This window comes from Paenibacillus sp. FSL F4-0122 (genome assembly GCF_038002845.1).
GTDB lineage: Bacteria > Bacillota > Bacilli > Paenibacillales > Paenibacillaceae > Paenibacillus_AQ > Paenibacillus_AQ odorifer.
The window spans coordinates 6,102,673-6,119,900 of sequence record NZ_JBBODI010000001.1; the positions used below are offsets into that span (position 1 = coordinate 6,102,673).

At 39.8% G+C, this 17,228-nt stretch carries 16 protein-coding genes and 1 pseudogene; 3 read left to right on the forward strand and 14 right to left on the reverse strand.

The features are described 5' to 3' along the window. The first annotated feature begins 257 nt into the window (after nt 1-257). Entirely contained in the window at nt 258-866 is a 609-nt protein-coding gene (locus MHH49_RS26615) for a TetR/AcrR family transcriptional regulator (protein WP_038570842.1), read from the forward strand. A 103-nt stretch (nt 867-969) separates the two neighbouring features. Here MHH49_RS26615 and MHH49_RS26620 read toward each other — a convergent pair whose 3' ends face one another. The 6 genes and pseudogenes from MHH49_RS26620 to MHH49_RS26650 form a co-directional block, all read right to left on the reverse strand. Then, a complete protein-coding gene (locus tag MHH49_RS26620; protein ID WP_038570840.1) occupies nt 970-1,287 on the reverse strand; it encodes an iron-sulfur cluster biosynthesis family protein in 318 nt (105 codons plus the stop codon). A 32-nt stretch (nt 1,288-1,319) separates the two neighbouring features. Continuing rightward, nucleotides 1,320-2,999, reverse strand: coding sequence for a biosynthetic-type acetolactate synthase large subunit (ilvB, locus tag MHH49_RS26625; RefSeq protein ID WP_341138661.1), 1,680 nt, complete (start codon nt 2,997-2,999; stop codon nt 1,320-1,322). A 201-nt stretch (nt 3,000-3,200) separates the two neighbouring features. Next, the gene (locus MHH49_RS26630; RefSeq protein ID WP_036678062.1) at nt 3,201-3,659 is read right to left on the reverse strand and encodes a DMT family transporter; all 459 of its coding nucleotides are present in this window, start codon (nt 3,657-3,659) and stop codon (nt 3,201-3,203) included. A 40-nt stretch (nt 3,660-3,699) separates the two neighbouring features. Beyond that, the gene (locus MHH49_RS26635; protein WP_036678064.1) at nt 3,700-4,125 is read right to left on the reverse strand and encodes a DMT family transporter; all 426 of its coding nucleotides are present in this window, start codon (nt 4,123-4,125) and stop codon (nt 3,700-3,702) included. 190 nt (nt 4,126-4,315) lie between these two features. Then, complete coding sequence (locus MHH49_RS26640) at nt 4,316-4,717, reverse strand: NUDIX hydrolase (RefSeq protein WP_038570834.1); 402 nt, start codon at nt 4,715-4,717, stop codon at nt 4,316-4,318. Nucleotides 4,718-4,772: 55 nt separating this feature from the next. Then, a pseudogene (locus MHH49_RS26650) lies at nt 4,773-5,789 on the reverse strand (MFS transporter); the annotation flags it as partial. 346 nt (nt 5,790-6,135) lie between these two features. Between MHH49_RS26650 and MHH49_RS26655 the strand changes: the two are divergent. Next, nucleotides 6,136-7,032 carry a LysR family transcriptional regulator gene (locus MHH49_RS26655; RefSeq protein ID WP_038570829.1) on the forward strand — a complete coding sequence of 299 codons (897 nt, stop codon included), beginning with the start codon at nt 6,136-6,138 and terminating at the stop codon, nt 7,030-7,032. A gap of 26 nt (nt 7,033-7,058) precedes the next feature. Here MHH49_RS26655 and MHH49_RS26660 read toward each other — a convergent pair whose 3' ends face one another. Together MHH49_RS26660 and MHH49_RS26665 are read right to left on the reverse strand one after the other, a co-directional pair. Further along, on the reverse strand, nt 7,059-8,864 hold the full coding sequence (locus MHH49_RS26660) for an ATP-binding cassette domain-containing protein (RefSeq protein WP_094901336.1): 1,806 nt from the start codon (nt 8,862-8,864) through the stop codon (nt 7,059-7,061). Next, nucleotides 8,815-10,356: an ABC transporter ATP-binding protein gene (locus MHH49_RS26665; protein WP_038570827.1), complete on the reverse strand. Its 1,542-nt coding sequence runs from the start codon at nt 10,354-10,356 to the stop codon at nt 8,815-8,817. The genes MHH49_RS26660 and MHH49_RS26665 overlap by 50 nt, the downstream gene beginning before the upstream one ends. Nucleotides 10,357-10,686: 330 nt before the next feature. On the opposite strand from MHH49_RS26665, the gene MHH49_RS26670 reads away from it, so the two are divergent. Beyond that, entirely contained in the window at nt 10,687-11,487 is an 801-nt protein-coding gene (locus MHH49_RS26670) for a polysaccharide deacetylase family protein (protein ID WP_038570825.1), read from the forward strand. A 74-nt stretch (nt 11,488-11,561) separates the two neighbouring features. Here the strand turns inward: MHH49_RS26670 and MHH49_RS26675 are convergent, their stop codons facing one another. The 6 genes from MHH49_RS26675 to MHH49_RS26700 all read right to left on the reverse strand — a co-directional run bounded on the left by MHH49_RS26675 (nt 11,562) and on the right by MHH49_RS26700 (nt 17,200). Beyond that, entirely contained in the window at nt 11,562-12,704 is a 1,143-nt protein-coding gene (locus tag MHH49_RS26675; protein WP_038570823.1) for a copper amine oxidase N-terminal domain-containing protein, read from the reverse strand. A 68-nt stretch (nt 12,705-12,772) separates the two neighbouring features. After that, the gene (locus MHH49_RS26680) at nt 12,773-13,933 is read right to left on the reverse strand and encodes an alanyl-tRNA editing protein (protein ID WP_038570821.1); all 1,161 of its coding nucleotides are present in this window, start codon (nt 13,931-13,933) and stop codon (nt 12,773-12,775) included. Nucleotides 13,934-14,062: 129 nt separating this feature from the next. Next, nucleotides 14,063-14,290, reverse strand: coding sequence for a hypothetical protein (locus MHH49_RS26685; protein ID WP_036678084.1), 228 nt, complete (start codon nt 14,288-14,290; stop codon nt 14,063-14,065). Between the two features lie 89 nt (nt 14,291-14,379). After that, nucleotides 14,380-16,005 carry a DUF4179 domain-containing protein gene (locus MHH49_RS26690; RefSeq protein WP_052097022.1) on the reverse strand — a complete coding sequence of 542 codons (1,626 nt, stop codon included), beginning with the start codon at nt 16,003-16,005 and terminating at the stop codon, nt 14,380-14,382. Next, on the reverse strand, nt 15,983-16,576 hold the full coding sequence (locus tag MHH49_RS26695) for an RNA polymerase sigma factor (protein ID WP_052097020.1): 594 nt from the start codon (nt 16,574-16,576) through the stop codon (nt 15,983-15,985). The genes MHH49_RS26690 and MHH49_RS26695 overlap by 23 nt, the downstream gene beginning before the upstream one ends. 108 nt (nt 16,577-16,684) lie before the next feature. After that, nucleotides 16,685-17,200: a GNAT family N-acetyltransferase gene (locus MHH49_RS26700; protein WP_038570819.1), complete on the reverse strand. Its 516-nt coding sequence runs from the start codon at nt 17,198-17,200 to the stop codon at nt 16,685-16,687. Between the last annotated feature and the right edge of the window lie 28 nt (nt 17,201-17,228).

Here is a 17,228-nt window from a genome sequence, read left to right on the forward strand (position 1 = left end):
TGTATATTCGCATCCTTTGTTATGAATTGGCTATATATTATAGTCTTAGGAGATGGGATAACCTATCTCTATTACTAGAGTACACCCCATTAGTTAATCTGTTCAATAATCAGAATTTTAATCAATGTCGCCTAACCAACAGAACTGATCTCTGTGTTTACTTATGTCTAAATCTTGAACATTGGCTGATCTTTTGTTACTTTTAAAGTAGGAATTATAAATGAACGATAAAAAGATCATAGCTGGGGGTAGTTTTTTTGATACAGGAAGAGCATGAAGACAGAAGAACCAGAAGAACACGCCAAGCTCTGAAATCTGCATTCGTTGAACTAATATTGGAAAATAGTTATGATTCAGTTACGATATTGGACGTGACTAATCGAGCGGATTACAATCGAGGGACTTTTTATAAGCATTTTGAGAGTAAAGAGGCTTTGCTTAAGGAAATACATGATGAATTTCTACAGGGCATAGGTGAAGCGCTAATAGACCCTTATGAGGGATTGGATCGTATTGAGGCAACAGAGGTTTTCCCTTCCATTTTGCAATTGTTCGAATATATTGAGGGGCATAAAGCTGAGTTTTTGGCCTTATCCGCTGTGGAACGTGGGAAAATGACTGTTGAACTGTTCGACCGTTTACGGGAATCCATGCGTGAGGATATGCGGATTGAGATAGAAGCTGATGCTGCTCCCGTGGATTATGAAATTATGTTGAGTTACCAAATGTCTGCTACAGTAGGTGTCATTATGCACTGGGCTGAAGTCAATTTCAAATATTCGGCGAGCTATATGGCAGAACAGTTAATTACACTGGTTAACAGCAAAATAGACCATATAGCGTTTATGAAAAAATCAAATGGATAAGAAACGAAACGCAAGCAGCTAATACGGAAACAAAAATTCAAGAAACCAGAGCATTGAGAGATGATCTCAAATGCTCTGGTTTTTTAGTGTAGCAGTGCTCTACTCAGCGAATATCTTTTACTCGAATATTATTTCCTAACAGACTGGCATCACTACTTAATTTAAATGTAGGGTAATTTGCATCTGCTTCAAGTCGCATCTGTTCATCAAATAAAGATTCCTGTTGACGATCAACAAAAAATGTAAAAGGCTCTTTCTGAACTTCAATATCTGTAGCATAGGGTTCACTAATGATCTGAATTACGATCACGCCATTACAACCACAACCCTCTGTATCGAAGAACAATTTAAAATCACCTGGCCGTTCCCCAAGGTTCTCTTTTAACTTATCTACTGTTAGTGCGTTTAGTTCTATGTGCATAAGATACTCTACTCCTTATTTTGTAATTTAGACTACCCTTCAATCGATTCATCGTTGCTTGCCCCAGGCGGGACAATTGGATAGACATTTGTTTCTTCGATGACATCAAATTCCATAATAGCAGGACCTTCGGTATTCATAGCATGTTGGATTATGGCTTTAGCCTCTTCTTTAGTGCTGGCTTGATAACCTTGTGCACCAAAGGATTTAGCGAGTGCGGCAAAGTCAGGTGAACTAATCTGTACGGCTGAGTATCTTTTGTTCAAGAATAGTTCCTGCCACTGACGCACCATTCCTAAATAACCATTTTTCAAAATAACTACTTTTACATTGAGCTGCAAATCTACAGCTGTCATGATTTCCTGCATATTCATTTGAAAGCTTCCATCCCCACTTATACATACAACCTGCCGTTCCGGAAAAGCAACTGCTGCTCCAATAGCTGCAGGAAACCCGTAACCCATAGTACCCAATCCTCCAGAGGTTAGAAAGGTACGCGGCTTTTTAAAATTATAGTGATGTGCTGTCCAGATTTGATGTTGTCCTACATCCGTGGAAATAATAGCATCGGAGACAGTTGCATGATCAACGTACCGAATAACGTCTTGAGGTGTCAATCTCGATTCATGATGATCTCTAAATGGTTGAATTGGACATCTGCTCCATTCATTGATCTGGTCATGCCATTCAGGAATCTTTCTATCTGATAAGCGATTAAGCATTTCCTGTAATACGTTTGTTATAGAATCACAAAGAGCTAGATACATCTCTATATTTTTATCAAATTCAGCTTCATCTATGTCCACTTGGATTTTATACGAATGAGGAGAGAACGCTCTGCGTTTTCCTGTTACACGATCACTAAATCTGACGCCTAGACAAACTAGAACATCAGCTGCTTGTATAGCGCGGTTCGCGGCCACCGTTCCATGCATACCTACCATTCCTAAGTGCAATGGATGATCAGATGGAAACGCCCCTATACCCATCAGAGTAGAAGCAACTGGAAGATCGAGACGTTCTGCCAAATTAAGCAATAAGGAAGGGGTTTCACCTGCTACACATCCCCCGCCGATCAATAGTAAGGGTCTGGCAGCATTCCGAAGTTTCTCCGCCATCGTATCCAAGTCATTCCCATTAGACTGATTAGCAACTGAATATCCACGAATAGAAACAAATGATTGTTGTTCGGAAATTTCGTATATTATTGGAGTTGTGTCCATCATAACATTTTTAGGCAGATCAATAAGAACAGGGCCAGGACGTCCTGTAGTTGCCAAATAAAAAGCTTCATCAATGATGCGTGGGAGATCACTCTTATTCATTACTATGTAATTATGCTTCGTGATGGACATGGTCATGCCATAAATATCAACCTCCTGAAAGCTGTCTAATCCAATCATATCCGTGGGGACCTGACCAGTTAGTACAATCAGTGGAATGGAGTCCATAAAAGCTGTCGCTATTCCAGTTATAGCATTGGTGGCTCCAGGACCACTAGTTACGAGTGTAACGCCTACACTTCCTGTCGCTCTCGCGTAACCATCTGCGGCATGTACTGCAGCCTGTTCATGCCGTACTAAAATCTGCTCTAATCCTTCACAATCGTACAGTGCATCATATACAGGCAGTACGGCCCCACCGGGGTAACCAAAAATCGTTGAAACACCTTTCCTCAATAACAAGTCTACTAACAATTCTGCTCCCGACATTAGATAATTTCTCCTTTCCTTCTATGCTCCAGATTTACTGCTTTGGCAAAGTATAAATCGATTTTCTTCTCCTCTCGTGTGACTGCCATCACTTCTAATTTGACAGTCATGCGTCCGAGAATAGGTTATTCATAACAAAAAAAAGCATGAACCCTATGGGTCCACGCTTACAAATTTATTAGCTCTATTTAGAGGATTGATTTAAGCCGACTTTTGAGTCTCCCGGGCACCGCCTAGCTTAAACACTAGAATACCGCCAACAATCACAAGTACTCCGACCAACTGCTTCCAAGTGAAAGGAACCTTCTCAAGCCCTAACCAGCCGAGGGAATCCCACAATAAAGCGAATCCAAGCTGAGAGATTAACACGATAGAGATCGCATAGGTTGGTCCAAGCCGCTTGGTCCCTTGCACGAGACAGATTACAACTCCCACTCCGATCAACCCGCTGATCCAATACCAGGGCTCCATGTTTCGCAAAGTAAATATACGGTTGCCTTCAAAGATAAGACTCATGATAAAAGAAGCCAGAAATCCCATGCCTAACACTAATGTCGTTGTAGCCCAAGATCCAACCTTCTCATTAACCTTCGTATTAAATATATTTTGCAGGCTCACTAGTGAGCCCGCGATAAGCGCTAATATCAAACCTATAATCATAACTTCATTCCTCCATTTATCGATTGTCCATCAGGATCATTTAGAATTTCAGGATCACGACGCCAGCAATCATTAACGCGATACCGATAAATTGTGGCAGTCTCATCTTTCGTTTTTCCATCCCGAACCAGCCTTTAATATCGATGATGAAGGTCAAGCATAGCTGAGCAATCAGCAATGTGGATATCGTAAACGTTACACCAATCTGCTGAATAGCTGTTACCTCACTGAAAATAATGACTGCGGCAAAGGCGCCGCCAATCAAATATAAAGGTTTTACCTGTTTAAAGCCCTGTGATTTGCCATCTCGGACGAACAGCAGGATTAATAAGGACATTATAAACCCAGTTAGCTGTGTAATTGTCGCAGCTTGCCAAGTCCCAATATCTTGACTAATTCGAGCATTAGATACTCCTTGCAGAGTGATACAAGCCCCCGCTAAAAACGCAAATATAATTCCTCTCATTTCTCTCTCTCCTCAATTTCGATCTCTTACATATTAAAAAGCAATTCAGGTCTTTAAAAAAGGACATCTGTCCTAAACCAAAATAAACGATGTTGTTGCCCCTATAAGCCTTTCGTATATTTTCAAAAAAAAGACCGCCTCAAGCCATCTCTTAGGCTTAAAACGGGCTTTCAGAACTTTAAATTGTAGATTAGGAAAGTAATTTATGCTCATGCAATTGATCAAAAATGATCTGTGTAACGACAGAAACTCGATTTCGATCCTTATAAGATAACCAGGATAACTCATCAATTTCCGACGCAGGACTAAGTGAACCTTCAAAATCCGCGATATAACATGTCATTTTAACTATGACGCCTTCAGCTTTACCGTGAGCTTCCGCTTCAAAGGTTCCAAAATAGGAGATGGTTTCTGGTTTAATACGAACAGAGATCTCTTCCTCGATTTCCCGCACGAGCGTCTCCTCGTCTGTTTCTCCAGCTTCTCTTTTTCCTCCAGGCAAATAATAGGTATCTTTCCCTGTGGAACGCGCACACAAAACTTGTCCATTCTGAAAATGAATCCATGCAATTTTATCAATGATAGTAGTCATAAAGTTCTCCCCATATTTTTTCTGATAATTATATCATACAGCCAAGACCATCTATTTATACAACGTCTATATTTGATTTTTGTATGTGCAGCTTAGCTTTGGCCTGAGGTACATGATGGAGCAAATAGTACGCAGCAAGAGAAAGAAGTGTTACTCCCCCTGCAACCTCATACATCATTCGGTAATCTGTATAAGAAGCAATCAAACCCATGAAATAGGAGCCCGCTCCATAACCCAAATCAAATAACAAGAAAAAGGTCCCATTTGCACTACCTCTACGATCTTTAGCCGCTAATTTAAGCGCAAGAGTCTGGAAACATGGCATAAGTGCACCATATCCAATTCCCATAATGACACCAGACATCATTAACATCAAACCAGACCGAGCTTGACTTAAACTAAGCAATCCAACGGCGAAGATAATAATTCCGGGATAGATGAGAATATGCTCATTATATTTATCGAATACTTTACCTATAACCGGACGAAACAATACAATCATAATTGCAAAAGCCACAAAAAAATAACCAGTAAGCTGTGATTGATGGATTTCTTTCGTGAAAGAAGCTATAAATCCAGACAATGAGCTATAGGAAAAAGCAAGTGTAAATCCGACAAGTGAAATCGGCAAGGCTTTTGGCTCGATTACGTCTCTCCAGCGGAGCCCTTTTCGCGTCTTCGCAGGTTCCTTAATAGCTTCAATAACGTTAGCCTTATCTTCTTTTGGCATCCGAACACCTAACGTGAATAACAGCGAAAGAGCAGCAATCACACATACGCCTAACAGTAATACATTAATATTCTCATCTTTCCAGAGAAAAAGCCCCCATGCGGGTCCAATGACCATAGCAATGCTCATAAACATGCTAAAATAACCGATGCCTTCTCCTTGACGTGAATAAGGAATTAGCGTCGAGGCTATTGTACTTGTAGCTGTAGAGGCAACAGCATAACTCATTCCGTGTAGGAAACGAATCACCAGGAATAATACAATTCCATTAGATCCGAAGTAACCAATACAGGCGATTAGAAAAATGGTTAGGCCAATAACCGCCATTTTCTTTTTACCGAATTTATCGACCCATTATCCCGAAAAAGGACGGATCAATACTCCCCCTATTACATAGATAGTAATCGCTAACCCCATTTGCTGCTGATTCCCGTGCAAACTTTCCTTTACGTATAACGGGAATGCAGTTGCTAGAATGTAAAAGGTCAGGAACATAAAAAAACTACTTAAGCAAACAACAATAAAATTCCGGGTCCATATTTTCTCTCTAATCACAACAGACTCTCTCCATCCTACCTATAACTTTTTATATGTTACAATAGTATAGGACTGAAAATTAATTAAGTAAAATACATATTATATGATCGATAGATCACATTAGAGTTATAAGTAAAGTGAGGTTTTTGTTATGGAATTCCTTCAGCTTCAATATTTCCAGGCAGTTGCACGCCATGAACACATGACTAAGGCCGCAAAAGAATTAAATGTATCTCAGCCCTCCCTTAGTAATTCCATACAGCGTTTAGAGAAAAACTTAGGTGTTCCCTTATTCGAGCGACAAGGCAGAAATATAAAATTGAACGAATTCGGCAAAACCTATCTGCAACGTGTCGAGCAAGCTTTTATGGAACTTGAAGAAGGACAGCGTGAGCTCACAGATATGGCTGGACTTGAACATGGTGTAATTTCTATTGCGGCCACACTCCCGTATGTATTGCCCACTTTACTAAAAGAATTTCTTACCCTTCATCCGCATGTACGGATTATCCAACGCCAGCTTGGCTCTGCGTTAGAAATGAGAAATGATTTAGAGAGTGCAGCGATTGATTTTTGCATATCATCTACACCTGTTACCGGACCAGATATCGAGTGGCTTACCTTAGCAGAAGAAGAATTATGTTTGACTGTGCCCAAGAATCATCGCTTTGCTAATCGAAAGAGTATTTCTTTGATAGAAGCAGCAGGTGAGAATTTCATTTCTTTATCTTCTAGATATAATTTCCGTGAAATTTCAGATGAATTTTGCCGACAAGCTGGATTTGAACCTCAAATTACGTTCGAGCTTGAAGAAGTAAGCGCCATTCAAACCCTAGTAGAAATGGGACTAGGAATCACCTTCACCCTCCCTCTCTCCTTAGGCAGAAGAAGTCAAAATACCGAAATTGTTCAATTAAAAATAACAGATCCGCTATGTCAACGCTCTTTTGGCATCGCATGGAGCAGAAAGCACTTTTTATCGCAAGCAGCTATACATTTCCGGAAATTTGCTGTGGATTTTTTTAGTAAACCTCATGAATATAATTAAGGTGAAAACTACTATGCTAAGCATTTTTAGTTATACCAAGATGATTGTAAAGCGTACATATCTGCATAAATCCCTTTATTATTTATTAAGTCTTGATGCTGCCCCACTTCAGCTATACTTCCATTATCAATAACATAGATCGTATCCACATTTTTCGCCCAGCCCAGTCTATGTGAAATGAAAATGGCAGCTTTATCTTGGCAGATATCTAATAATTGTGTATAGATCTGCATCTCAGCATTCGGATCAATCGCAGAAGTAGGTTCGTCAAACACTATAAGATCCGCATCATTATATAACGCACGCGCTATCGCCAGCTTTTGCCACTGTCCGCCTGATAGCTGCCTGCTTCCTTCAAGCATTTGACCTAACCTTACATCTAGTCCCCCTAATTCGTAAAACAAATCCATCAGCTCACATTTTTCCAGAATACTTAGTATTTTCACATCGTCCGGCGAAGATTTGGCATCACCCAACAGGATGTTTTCTCTTAGTGTCATTTCGAATTTAATAGAATGCTGGTACACGACGGATACTTTACCTTGAGATTCTGGACTGTCTTTCCAGTAAATAGATCCAGAACTAGCAGTGTACTGCCCTAATAACAATTTGATCAAGGTAGACTTTCCTGCTCCATTTTCTCCAACAATGGCTATTTTCTCACCGGGCTTTATGACCATATTGATGTTAGATAAAACATACTTACTGGATTTGGCGTATTTAAAATAAACATTTGAAACGGTAATAGGAAGCATAGATTCAGAGCTATTATTGATATTATTTTTTCGGAAATCTCTATTTTTATAGGTAAGCACTTCATTTAAGTCATATAATTTACTGCTGCTGATGTAAAGCTTGCTTAGCGGCCAGGTCAAACTCATGATTTTACCACCACAAGTTAACAAAGCCAGAAATAATACTGAGATTGTCCCCACAGTAACTGTATTTGACTCCCCCATTTTACTTAACAGATAGACCAATACGATAAAAATAGCACTCGTCTGAACCATAGCCACAATCATCCCTGTTTTGATTTCGAATTTCCTCGCACTATACCTTTTATCATGCTGCTTCTTCATAAGCTTTGCCCAGAGATCCGTAAAATAGGAGATAGAGTTATAGATTCGCATTTCCCTAATCGCATTAGGATCTTCCAAAGTTACAGCTAGATAATCCCCCATTCTTCCGTCAAAAGTAAGCTCTCGCCCTGTTCTTCTAACTTTAATCTCAGTAAACATTCGAAAAGATAAAGTAGATACGATCATTAAACCCACCACCAGTGTGACTAAAAAATATCCACTTGTAGCCGATAACCAGATGATACTTATAAGTCCTGAGATATTTCCTACACTGGACACCAAAAAACCAGTAATTCCCTCTAAATCTTCTCCAACTATTGTTTTAGCTCTTTGCAGCTTGTTCCCAAACTCTTCATCATCAAAATCCTCAAAGTCAACTTGGTTTGCAATATCTATCAGCTCGGATTGGAAAGCGAGAGTTAGTTCCGCATTCATTCGACTTTTCATTATGTTGGTTATACTCAATGAACAGGCTTGTACTCCATGAATTAAAACAAACCATAGAATCGGAATAAAGGTTATCGCACCAGCAGCAACTGCATTAATGATATGAACTTGAACAGAATACGAATAAAAAGTTAATAATCCACTGATTATAGGAACTATGATCGTTATTATTGAGATTACTGGACTTTTTCCAATCATCCGTGCCAGTATCGTTAAAATATTCTTAAGGTCTCTTCTCAGCAGAATCTCTCCTTTCTCAGCCATATAAAGAGGACTGGCGGTTAAACATTCCCCTGTACTTACCATCCAACTTCATTAATTCTTCATGTGTTCCACTTTCAACGATTTCTCCATGCTCAAACAGAAAAATTCTATCTACGAATTTGGACATATATAGCCGATGTGTCACAATAATGGAGGTCTGCTGCTCTCCTAATTTCATAAAGGTTTCAAACGCCTGCTGTTCCGCGTAAGGATCGAGGGCTGCAGTAGGTTCATCAAAAATCGTAAGCGAGCCGTTGTTGAGATAAGCACGTGCAATCGCAAGTCTTTGCCATTGTCCACCAGACAGATCGATCCCCCCAAACTGTGGACCTACTAGAGTGTCCAACGCAACACCATAAGAATCGGCTTCTGCTTTTCTCATCGCAGCTAATAATCTTGAATCGTCATACATGGCAGCAATATTCCCCATGGCTATGTTTTCTCGAATCGGTCTATGTAACTTAGTGAAATCCTGAAAAACAACTCTCACACCCTTTGTGATGTTATGAGCCAGCACTTCCTGCTCTCCATTAAACCACTGGATGTTTCCCGCTGTTGGATGATATAACCCTGCTATCAGCTTGATGAGCGTGGATTTTCCGGAACCATTCTCACCTACAAAAGCAACTCGTTCACCAGGATTGAGAGTCATGTTTATACTATTAAGCGTGTCCTGTGCATTGCTTGCATAACGAAAATTCAACTGCTGAATTGTGATCTGCATCGCATCGGTATTCCTTATGGAATCTTCCGGATCTCTTTGAACTTGCTCTTCAAGTTCCAAATACGCACTATACTCATTGAAGCGCAAGCGACTTTTGGTCAGATCAGAATACATCCTTGTTAGTGCAGGTATGACAATAAATATTTGACTAGATATTTGAAGTAATAATACGAAAAGTCCGGCGCTCTGCCCGCTACCTCCAAGTGTAATTGCTAAAATAGCAATCGTAAGCCCGTTTAATAAAGTCATAAGTATACTTTGGGAGAAGCTTAAGGTCTCAGATAAAACAACTTTTCGGTGCATTTGTTTGAAATTTCCATTGAAGAGCTCTTTCATTGCGGAAAACAAGTAGGAGGACATTCCGTACATTCTTACTTCCGGGAGGGTATTTCTACTAATCAGCAAATCAAAGATATAATTAATCATTCGTACAGAGGAGGTTTGATTCGCTGAAATAGCCTCTATTTTCCGAGAGATCCATCTCATGAGGTAAAGCTGCAGAATTTGTACAACTAAAATGAACACTGCCAGGATATAAAAGCCATAACAGGATAGGACTAAGATTAGTGCGATTAATGTTATAAAGTGGATTGTCACTCCGGTCCATTGATCTAACAAATCGATCAAGGAAAGCCGTTTTGCTTTTTCTCTAATCGTTTTTGTTGCGGGGTCTTCCAATAAAGCCATCGATAATTTAGAGGTCTTAGCCAAAATTTTATGTTCCAGTTCATAAATACTGGTTGCCGTTAAATTGGTTACAGAAATGGCTCGAAGAGAACCATTGATGCCAGCTAGATATAAAATTAACATCAGTGAACTTACCAATAGTAAGATATGTAGGTAGGCGTTAGGCGTGAAGTTCTGAATGAGGTCAACCACATATTTCGTTATGAACAGCTCGGCAAATAGAATTGGTGGGCTCAGCAGGTTAGTGATAAAATATAAAAGTGAGTTTCTTTTGTCTTTTACATAGAGTAGTTTTACAACGTAGAGAAAGTCAGGCAGATAGCATCTCTCCTTAAATGTATATTTTTCACTGAAAACTCTTTCCTTTTTAAACGTGGAATCTGATTATAACGTTAATTGTTTATAATTGGAAGAAGTAATTTCGATCTTACCAAATTATAGGAGTGTGAATTCATGAAACTTCAATTCAACTTATTCCCAGGCGGATTACCTAAGGCGCTCACTATGAGCTATGATGACGGCCAGAAACACGATATCCGCTTGGCAGAAATTTTTGATCAATATGGAATCAAAGGGACCTTCCATTTAAATAGTGCAATGATCAATGCACCTGGGTTCTTAACTCCCGCTGATGTTAAGCAATCACTCAGGAATCATGAAGTGTCCGCCCATTCCGTTACTCACCCACATCTAGAGCGTCTACCTTTACCGATGGTAATTGAAGAGCTGTTCGAAGACCGTAAACGACTGGAGAAGCTGGTGGATTATCCAGTGCGAGGCATGTCCTACCCCTACGGTACATACTCACAGGAGATAATTGCACCACTTCAGTCCGTTGGAATTGAATACAGCCGCACTGTTCACTCTACCAAACAGTTTGATATGCCTCTTAATTTCATGGAATGGCATCCAACCTGCCACCATATTGAAGATCTGCATCAGGTTTGGGAGAGATTCACAATGGAAGGACCCTCCCAGAAACTAAGACTCTGTTATGTTTGGGGCCATAGTTATGAGTTCGCACAGCAGAACAATTGGGAGCTTATCGAAACCTTTTGCCAACAAGCAGGTGGGCATTCAGATATTTGGTACGCAACCAATATTGAGATTTATGATTATGTCACTGCCCTGTATTCACTGAAATTAAGTGCCGACAAAACGATTATCCGCAACAATTCTGCCATAGATGTTTGGGTATCTATAAATGATCAACCCGTTCAGATTAAGGGTGGAAGTATGATGACGACGAAATAATCATAAATACATAAAAAAGAGCGATGTTCAACATCGCTCTTTTTTTGTACTAATTATATTGATGTGATTCCGAATTATTTCGCTTGAAGTGTATATGTCACTGTTTTTGCTTTTTCCTCAAGGATTGGCGTGTAGGTGAAGGTCAGTACATTCCCCTTACGGCTTTTCATCCCTAACATTCTGCTCAGAATGTATTGATCTCTGCCATCATTTACTTTATCCCATTCTTTACGATCCTCACTAGTAATCAGTTGTTCACTGAGATTGACGATTTCTCCTGTACTGCTGTAGACAATATATAATTGTGTTGTATCTAATAAGCGAACGAGTGCCACATCCTCCGCGGCGTACTCCACTATGAAATCACCGGTTGCCCCGGTTAATTTCTCCATCTCAAACAACTTGCCCAAACCGCCATCCTTAGTAATATACTGAACGTTCTTCCCATCGGTCATATACACCTGAGTGGAGGGCACTTGAGGCGCATGAGGATAAGCAGAGATCATATAATGATAATCCATTTGCTGAATTATTGTACCTGCTTGAACTAGTACCTGATAGCTGTTGCTGAAATCATTAAACATAGCATAGTGATTGTCTGTTAACTGGAGCAAGTACTTGCCATTTCCAAATTTCTTGATCTCAAATCCATGATTGTAAGCGGATCCCTTGAGCGGTAGTTGGCCAATAATTACTGGTTTCCCAGCTGCTGTAGCCCGGTAATATAAATCACCGTTTTTTTGAGATATCCAATAGGATCTTCCTTCTACAGAAGCGGCAACAAATCTAGGTTCATCAACGATGTGGATAATTCCATCCGTTTTATTTAGCCCCGCTTTACCCCCAAGTACACTGACCGCAGAGACCAATGGCACGTACAACGAACCTTTTATGATACGTGGAGATTTTGTTAATCCCATCGCTCCCCCGTTCACTTTTGACGTTGTAGCACCCGCAGTGAAGATGACTTCACGCTCTGGACGTACCAGCTTGGCCGTTTTTAATTTTTGATCCCACGATAACGTATAACCCATAGCATCTGCAAGTGATTTCAAAGGTACAAAAGTTGTATTCTCCGCGATGACTTGTTTACTGCTGATTCCAATTTCTTTATAGTTGAATTGAATTTGCTTGTCTGCTTGCGCAGATGCCGATCCATACCCAGTACTTAAAATCAAAACAGCAAAGATCCCTAGCGTTACTTTCCATTTATTCATTTCTATCCGTCTCCTTCGACATTATAATCATATGTAATTAGACGGAAGATAATGGAAAAAGTTTCATTTCACCCTCTAGCAAACTCATAAAAAGCCAAAGCATCCTCCCGAGTTGGGAATCCTGCTTGCGCCAGTTTATCGCTGCCCCCGCCTTTACCGTTGTAGCTGCCTAGATGAGCTTTGAAAAAAGCTCCACAGGAAATCTCCAGGCTCCCATTCTGCGCAAACACAACCTTATTCTCCGCAGAAGTAGCTAATAATACAGGAAGATCACATTTCGAAGTCAGCTTATTAGCTAAGCTCTGTAGATCTTTTAGCGATTTATCCTCAAATACTTGTGCGATTATCTTTCCCGCTTGCTCATTTAAAAGCTCTTGCACGACATAGTCGTCATTTTTTTCTTTAAGCAGGTTAATTTCAGCTTGCAGAAGCTTTTGTTCATTTTCCCATTTTTCAATTCGATCGATAATTTCATCTTTGCCTGTATTGAATTTGGAAGATAGTGTACCAAGGATTTGCTGACTGGTATTAAATTCCTCTAAAGCCCGGTATCCACATTTAAAATAAATCCGCGTATTCCCTTTTATTTTTTCAGCTTTCAGAAGCTTAATCATTCCAATTTCACCTGTTGAGGACACATGTGTCCCCCCACAAGCGTTGTATTCAACATCTTTGATCTCAACAATCCTGATGTTCTCTGTCACTTTTGGCTGTTTAACCAATTTAAGCTGTGAAGCCTCTTCCCCTGTTACGAAATAGCTGAGAATATTGTGATTTAAGTAAATCTGCCGATTAACTTCTCTCTCTATCGAGGACAGTTGACCAGCATTCAGTTCTGGCACTTCTATATCAATGGTGCAATAATCCTCACCTAAATGAAAGCTTAAGGTCATAAAGTTATGTTTTTCTAGACAAACCGCTGAGAGCAAATGCTGGCCACTATGCTGCTGCATATGGTCAAATCTTCTATTCCAATCGAGCTGGCAAGCTACCGATTCATCATTAGGTAAACGTTCCAGCTTATGTAGTACAAGCTCTTCCTCACTGATTACATCAAGCACAGGAATTCCCTGAATAGATCCTAGATCACAGGGTTGTCCACCACCATGCGGATAAAAAGCCGTCTCCTCCAAAAGAACATAAAGACCATCTTCTCGTTCTATGGTTTCAGTCACACGGGTTTGCCAATCAGTCAGGTATGTTGAATTGTAGTATAATTTGTTGGTCATAAATGGTTTCCTCTCTTTTTTACGTTATCGACATATTAAGTTTATAGTATCATAACGGATAGTGTGAATCTTATTATTTCAAAAAAACCAGCTCCACGCAAAAGCTGCGTAGAACTGGTATTAGGGTAATTAACAAGAACAAGTAGCATCTTTTAAATTTCTAATGGCAATTGCATTTAGTCGAAGCGCTTCTACTATTGAGTCTCTTACTGCTAACAATTCAAATCTTTCACGACTGCCAATAGGCAACCTGCAAAGAATGGCTTCAATTCTTTTAAGACTTTCTTTCAGAATCACTCTTTGCTTACGCAATGCGTTCAAAGCTCTTTGAATTTTTCTCTTCTCTGCAGCAGTCATAAACTACCACCTCTTTTCGATTGTGATAGTATATGAGATGCTTATTCCCCCTTATTTGCTTGTACAATCCGGAAACCAAATAACTATATTTACTCTTTTTTGCTAGCTTCCATGATAGGAACGGACCAGTCTACATTAGTATACATTCGATTGTTTATCGTGCGTATTAATTGAAGCTGCTCGGGAATTTGTGTAAGGCCTTCGGCACGGAATTGGAAATATTTCTTTTGATTATTTGACTGAGATTGAACAATTATAATATATCCATCCTTCCATCCTTCCCCTTTGATAGAATGCGCTCCTTGTTTAGTGAGTTTGTATTCCTTGCCATCCATTGTCTTGAACATCCATTCATCATTCATAAATTCATTTTTCAATCTTCCGCTAAAATGTAATACACCTTCCTTCGCTGATACATTGTTATCGGGAGACGATTCCACTATAAAATCATTTAACATCAGCTCATCCCCGTCAAAAGCAAAGGGAATCGGATGTTCTTTCAACTTGGCTGGCTCAAATTGCACACTAGAACCATCCTTCTCTGGGATAAAATATCCATCCAATACGAAAGTATAAGGCGTATCCTGTGGTAAATATTTAAACGTATAGCTCCAGTGCATAAGTCCCTTTGTTGCCCCGGGAATGTTAGAGTAGGACATAACGCTGTTCTTATTAGGAAACTTTCTAGCATTAACACTGTGAATCTCTTCTCCTACTGTATCCTCAAAATGGAATTTCAAACCTTGTTGCTTCCATAGTTCGCCTGGAGAACGGGTCAACGCCTCTTCACTCAATTGAGTATCGAACTCAAAACGAACACCTTGCACCATATGAGTTAATTTATTCAAGGTCACAGTTAAACCGTCCGGGGAGGTGTAGCTACCCGTTAGTGGCATGGAGGTCGTTTGTTTATTCGCTTCCGTCATATCCATCGAAAAATTGAAATTCCAATCGCCTTTAAGAGTAGGGATGTTCTTGCGTTCACTTCCCAATTCAGTAATATGACCTTCGACCGTAATTCGATCAGTTTGCAGAGGTTCAGTGAAATTAGCGATCAAATAGTAAAAGTCACTGGTAAATCCTATATCGTATAACTCCCCAACAACCTTCCCTTGATCATCCTTAATCGCAATACTGTTCCCATCATTAAGGGCCAAGCGTTTTTTATCATGCTTTCCATCCGGTCCAAACAACTGTAACGCAACAATTACCCGTGTAGGATCTGCCACCGCTTCATCTATTTTGATAGTGTAGCCCTTATCCTTCACCTTAATATTAGGATGTTCTACTAACCCAAATTCTTGTGCTCGTAGAAGGCCAATGTCCATGTTGTTTTTAACAAAAAGAGAACGTAAAGTCTCTGCCAGTGTAGGAACGGAATATAAGATCACGGCACTTAGTACAACCAGTAACAACGCCGCGCCCATAAATAATCTCAGCAACTTATTGCGCTTCGGATGCTTGCGATTCCTTTGTGTTGGAGTAAATTCCTCAAGCTCTACTTGTTCCAAAGAAGCCATTACTTGAGCAGTAAATGAATCTGGTAAGCGCTCTTCATACATAGCCTGCGACCATTCAGCTTGTTCTTCAAGCTCTGCTTCGTAGATCATATTACAATGCGTACAAGTTGCCATATGTTCAGCTACGGCTTGATCTCGTAAGATAGATTTGCTTAAAATATATTCTTCGATCTCATAGGAATTTAAGCACCTCATCGGTCTTCACCTCCTGGAGTGTAATTAGCTGCTTCAAACGCTGTTTAGCCCGGTATAAATCATTTTGAATCTTGCTTAATGGAACATCTAGAACCATACACATTTCTTCATAGCTTAAATCATTGGTATAACGAAGCAGTAAAGCCGTACGATAATTAGACGGGAGCTTCTGCATCAGGTGAAGCAGCTCTGTGCGATGCTCCGATCGCATTAATTCTTCTTCTGGATTATCTGAAAGAGAATGTTCGGCATTGTTGTCCGGCAAGCTCGCTGTTGGTCGGTCTTTTTTCCACAAATCCTTCAGTAAATTAGTAGCGATAGCATATAGCCACGCCGCAAAATTCTTATCCAAATCATGTGAGGCTAGCTTGCGGTAAGCTTTAATAAAAGTCTCCTGCGTTATGTCTTGTGCATCTTGATGATTGGCTCCCATTCCTCGCATAAGCCCATAAATTTTATTCTTATATCGATTTACAAGATACGAATAGTCTTCTTTATGTCCATCGAGAATATTTTGGATCCATAGCCTCTCATCCTCTTTTTCAACTTTCGGTACATGTCCCTTCACCATGAAGCCTCCTTGAAGCACGATACTGTATAGACGATCCCTATTTAAAAAACTCTCACTTTATACAAAAAAAAGTAGATCTTCAAATAAAACGAAGACCTACTGTGTAATCTACCGATTACGTTTTAGAACAAAATACAACAATTGATCACGAAGTTCAGCGTCCTGCTCAAACGCTAATCGCTCTAGCAGCATTAAGGATCTAACATTCTCTGGCTCAACTGTAGCGTCAATACTAGTAAACCCCAATTTCAAGAATCCCAAATCAATAATCTCTTTCATCACTTCGTACATGTAGCCTTTGCCCCAGAACGATCTGGATAAATCATAGCCTACCTCTGCTGTAAATTCATTGCCTACTCTTCTTAAATAATGATATCCGCAGGTGCCGATAAACTCATTATTCGCTTTTTCGAACATTCCCCATCTACAACCCGAATCGTCCAAATGATACTGAATGATCTCTTCAGCTTCTTTTAGATCTTTGCAGGGCTCAATGTCCATATATCTAGTTACTTCTTCATCAGAAAAATGTCTAAAGACTACATTTGCATCCTCTAGATTTAAAATCCGCAATTCAATTCTTTCTGTATGCAACGCAGGAAACACAACACTTTGACTGTTCAACTTAACACCTTCCATTTCTACAGCAATA

What these genes read in the sequence shown, in the direction of transcription:
- MHH49_RS26695 (WP_052097020.1), bottom strand. Translation starts at nt 16,576, where the DNA reads ATGGTGAAGGGACATGTACCGAAAGTTGAAAAAGAGGATGAGAGGCTA.
- MHH49_RS26665 (WP_038570827.1), bottom strand. Translation starts at nt 10,356, where the DNA reads ATGTTAATTTTATATCTAGCTGGCATCAATGGTTCTCTTCGAGCCATT.
- MHH49_RS26685 (WP_036678084.1), bottom strand. Translation starts at nt 14,290, where the DNA reads ATGACTGCTGCAGAGAAGAGAAAAATTCAAAGAGCTTTGAACGCATTG.
- MHH49_RS26680 (WP_038570821.1), bottom strand. Translation starts at nt 13,933, where the DNA reads ATGACCAACAAATTATACTACAATTCAACATACCTGACTGATTGGCAA.
- MHH49_RS26630 (WP_036678062.1), bottom strand. Translation starts at nt 3,659, where the DNA reads ATGATTATAGGTTTGATATTAGCGCTTATCGCGGGCTCACTAGTGAGC.
- MHH49_RS26675 (WP_038570823.1), bottom strand. Translation starts at nt 12,704, where the DNA reads ATGAATAAATGGAAAGTAACGCTAGGGATCTTTGCTGTTTTGATTTTA.
- MHH49_RS26655 (WP_038570829.1), top strand. Translation starts at nt 6,136, where the DNA reads ATGGAATTCCTTCAGCTTCAATATTTCCAGGCAGTTGCACGCCATGAA.
- MHH49_RS26670 (WP_038570825.1), top strand. Translation starts at nt 10,687, where the DNA reads ATGAAACTTCAATTCAACTTATTCCCAGGCGGATTACCTAAGGCGCTC.
- MHH49_RS26620 (WP_038570840.1), bottom strand. Translation starts at nt 1,287, where the DNA reads ATGCACATAGAACTAAACGCACTAACAGTAGATAAGTTAAAAGAGAAC.
- MHH49_RS26690 (WP_052097022.1), bottom strand. Translation starts at nt 16,005, where the DNA reads ATGAGGTGCTTAAATTCCTATGAGATCGAAGAATATATTTTAAGCAAA.
- MHH49_RS26660 (WP_094901336.1), bottom strand. Translation starts at nt 8,864, where the DNA reads ATGGTAAGTACAGGGGAATGTTTAACCGCCAGTCCTCTTTATATGGCT.
- MHH49_RS26640 (WP_038570834.1), bottom strand. Translation starts at nt 4,717, where the DNA reads ATGACTACTATCATTGATAAAATTGCATGGATTCATTTTCAGAATGGA.
- ilvB (WP_341138661.1), bottom strand. Translation starts at nt 2,999, where the DNA reads ATGTCGGGAGCAGAATTGTTAGTAGACTTGTTATTGAGGAAAGGTGTT.
- MHH49_RS26635 (WP_036678064.1), bottom strand. Translation starts at nt 4,125, where the DNA reads ATGAGAGGAATTATATTTGCGTTTTTAGCGGGGGCTTGTATCACTCTG.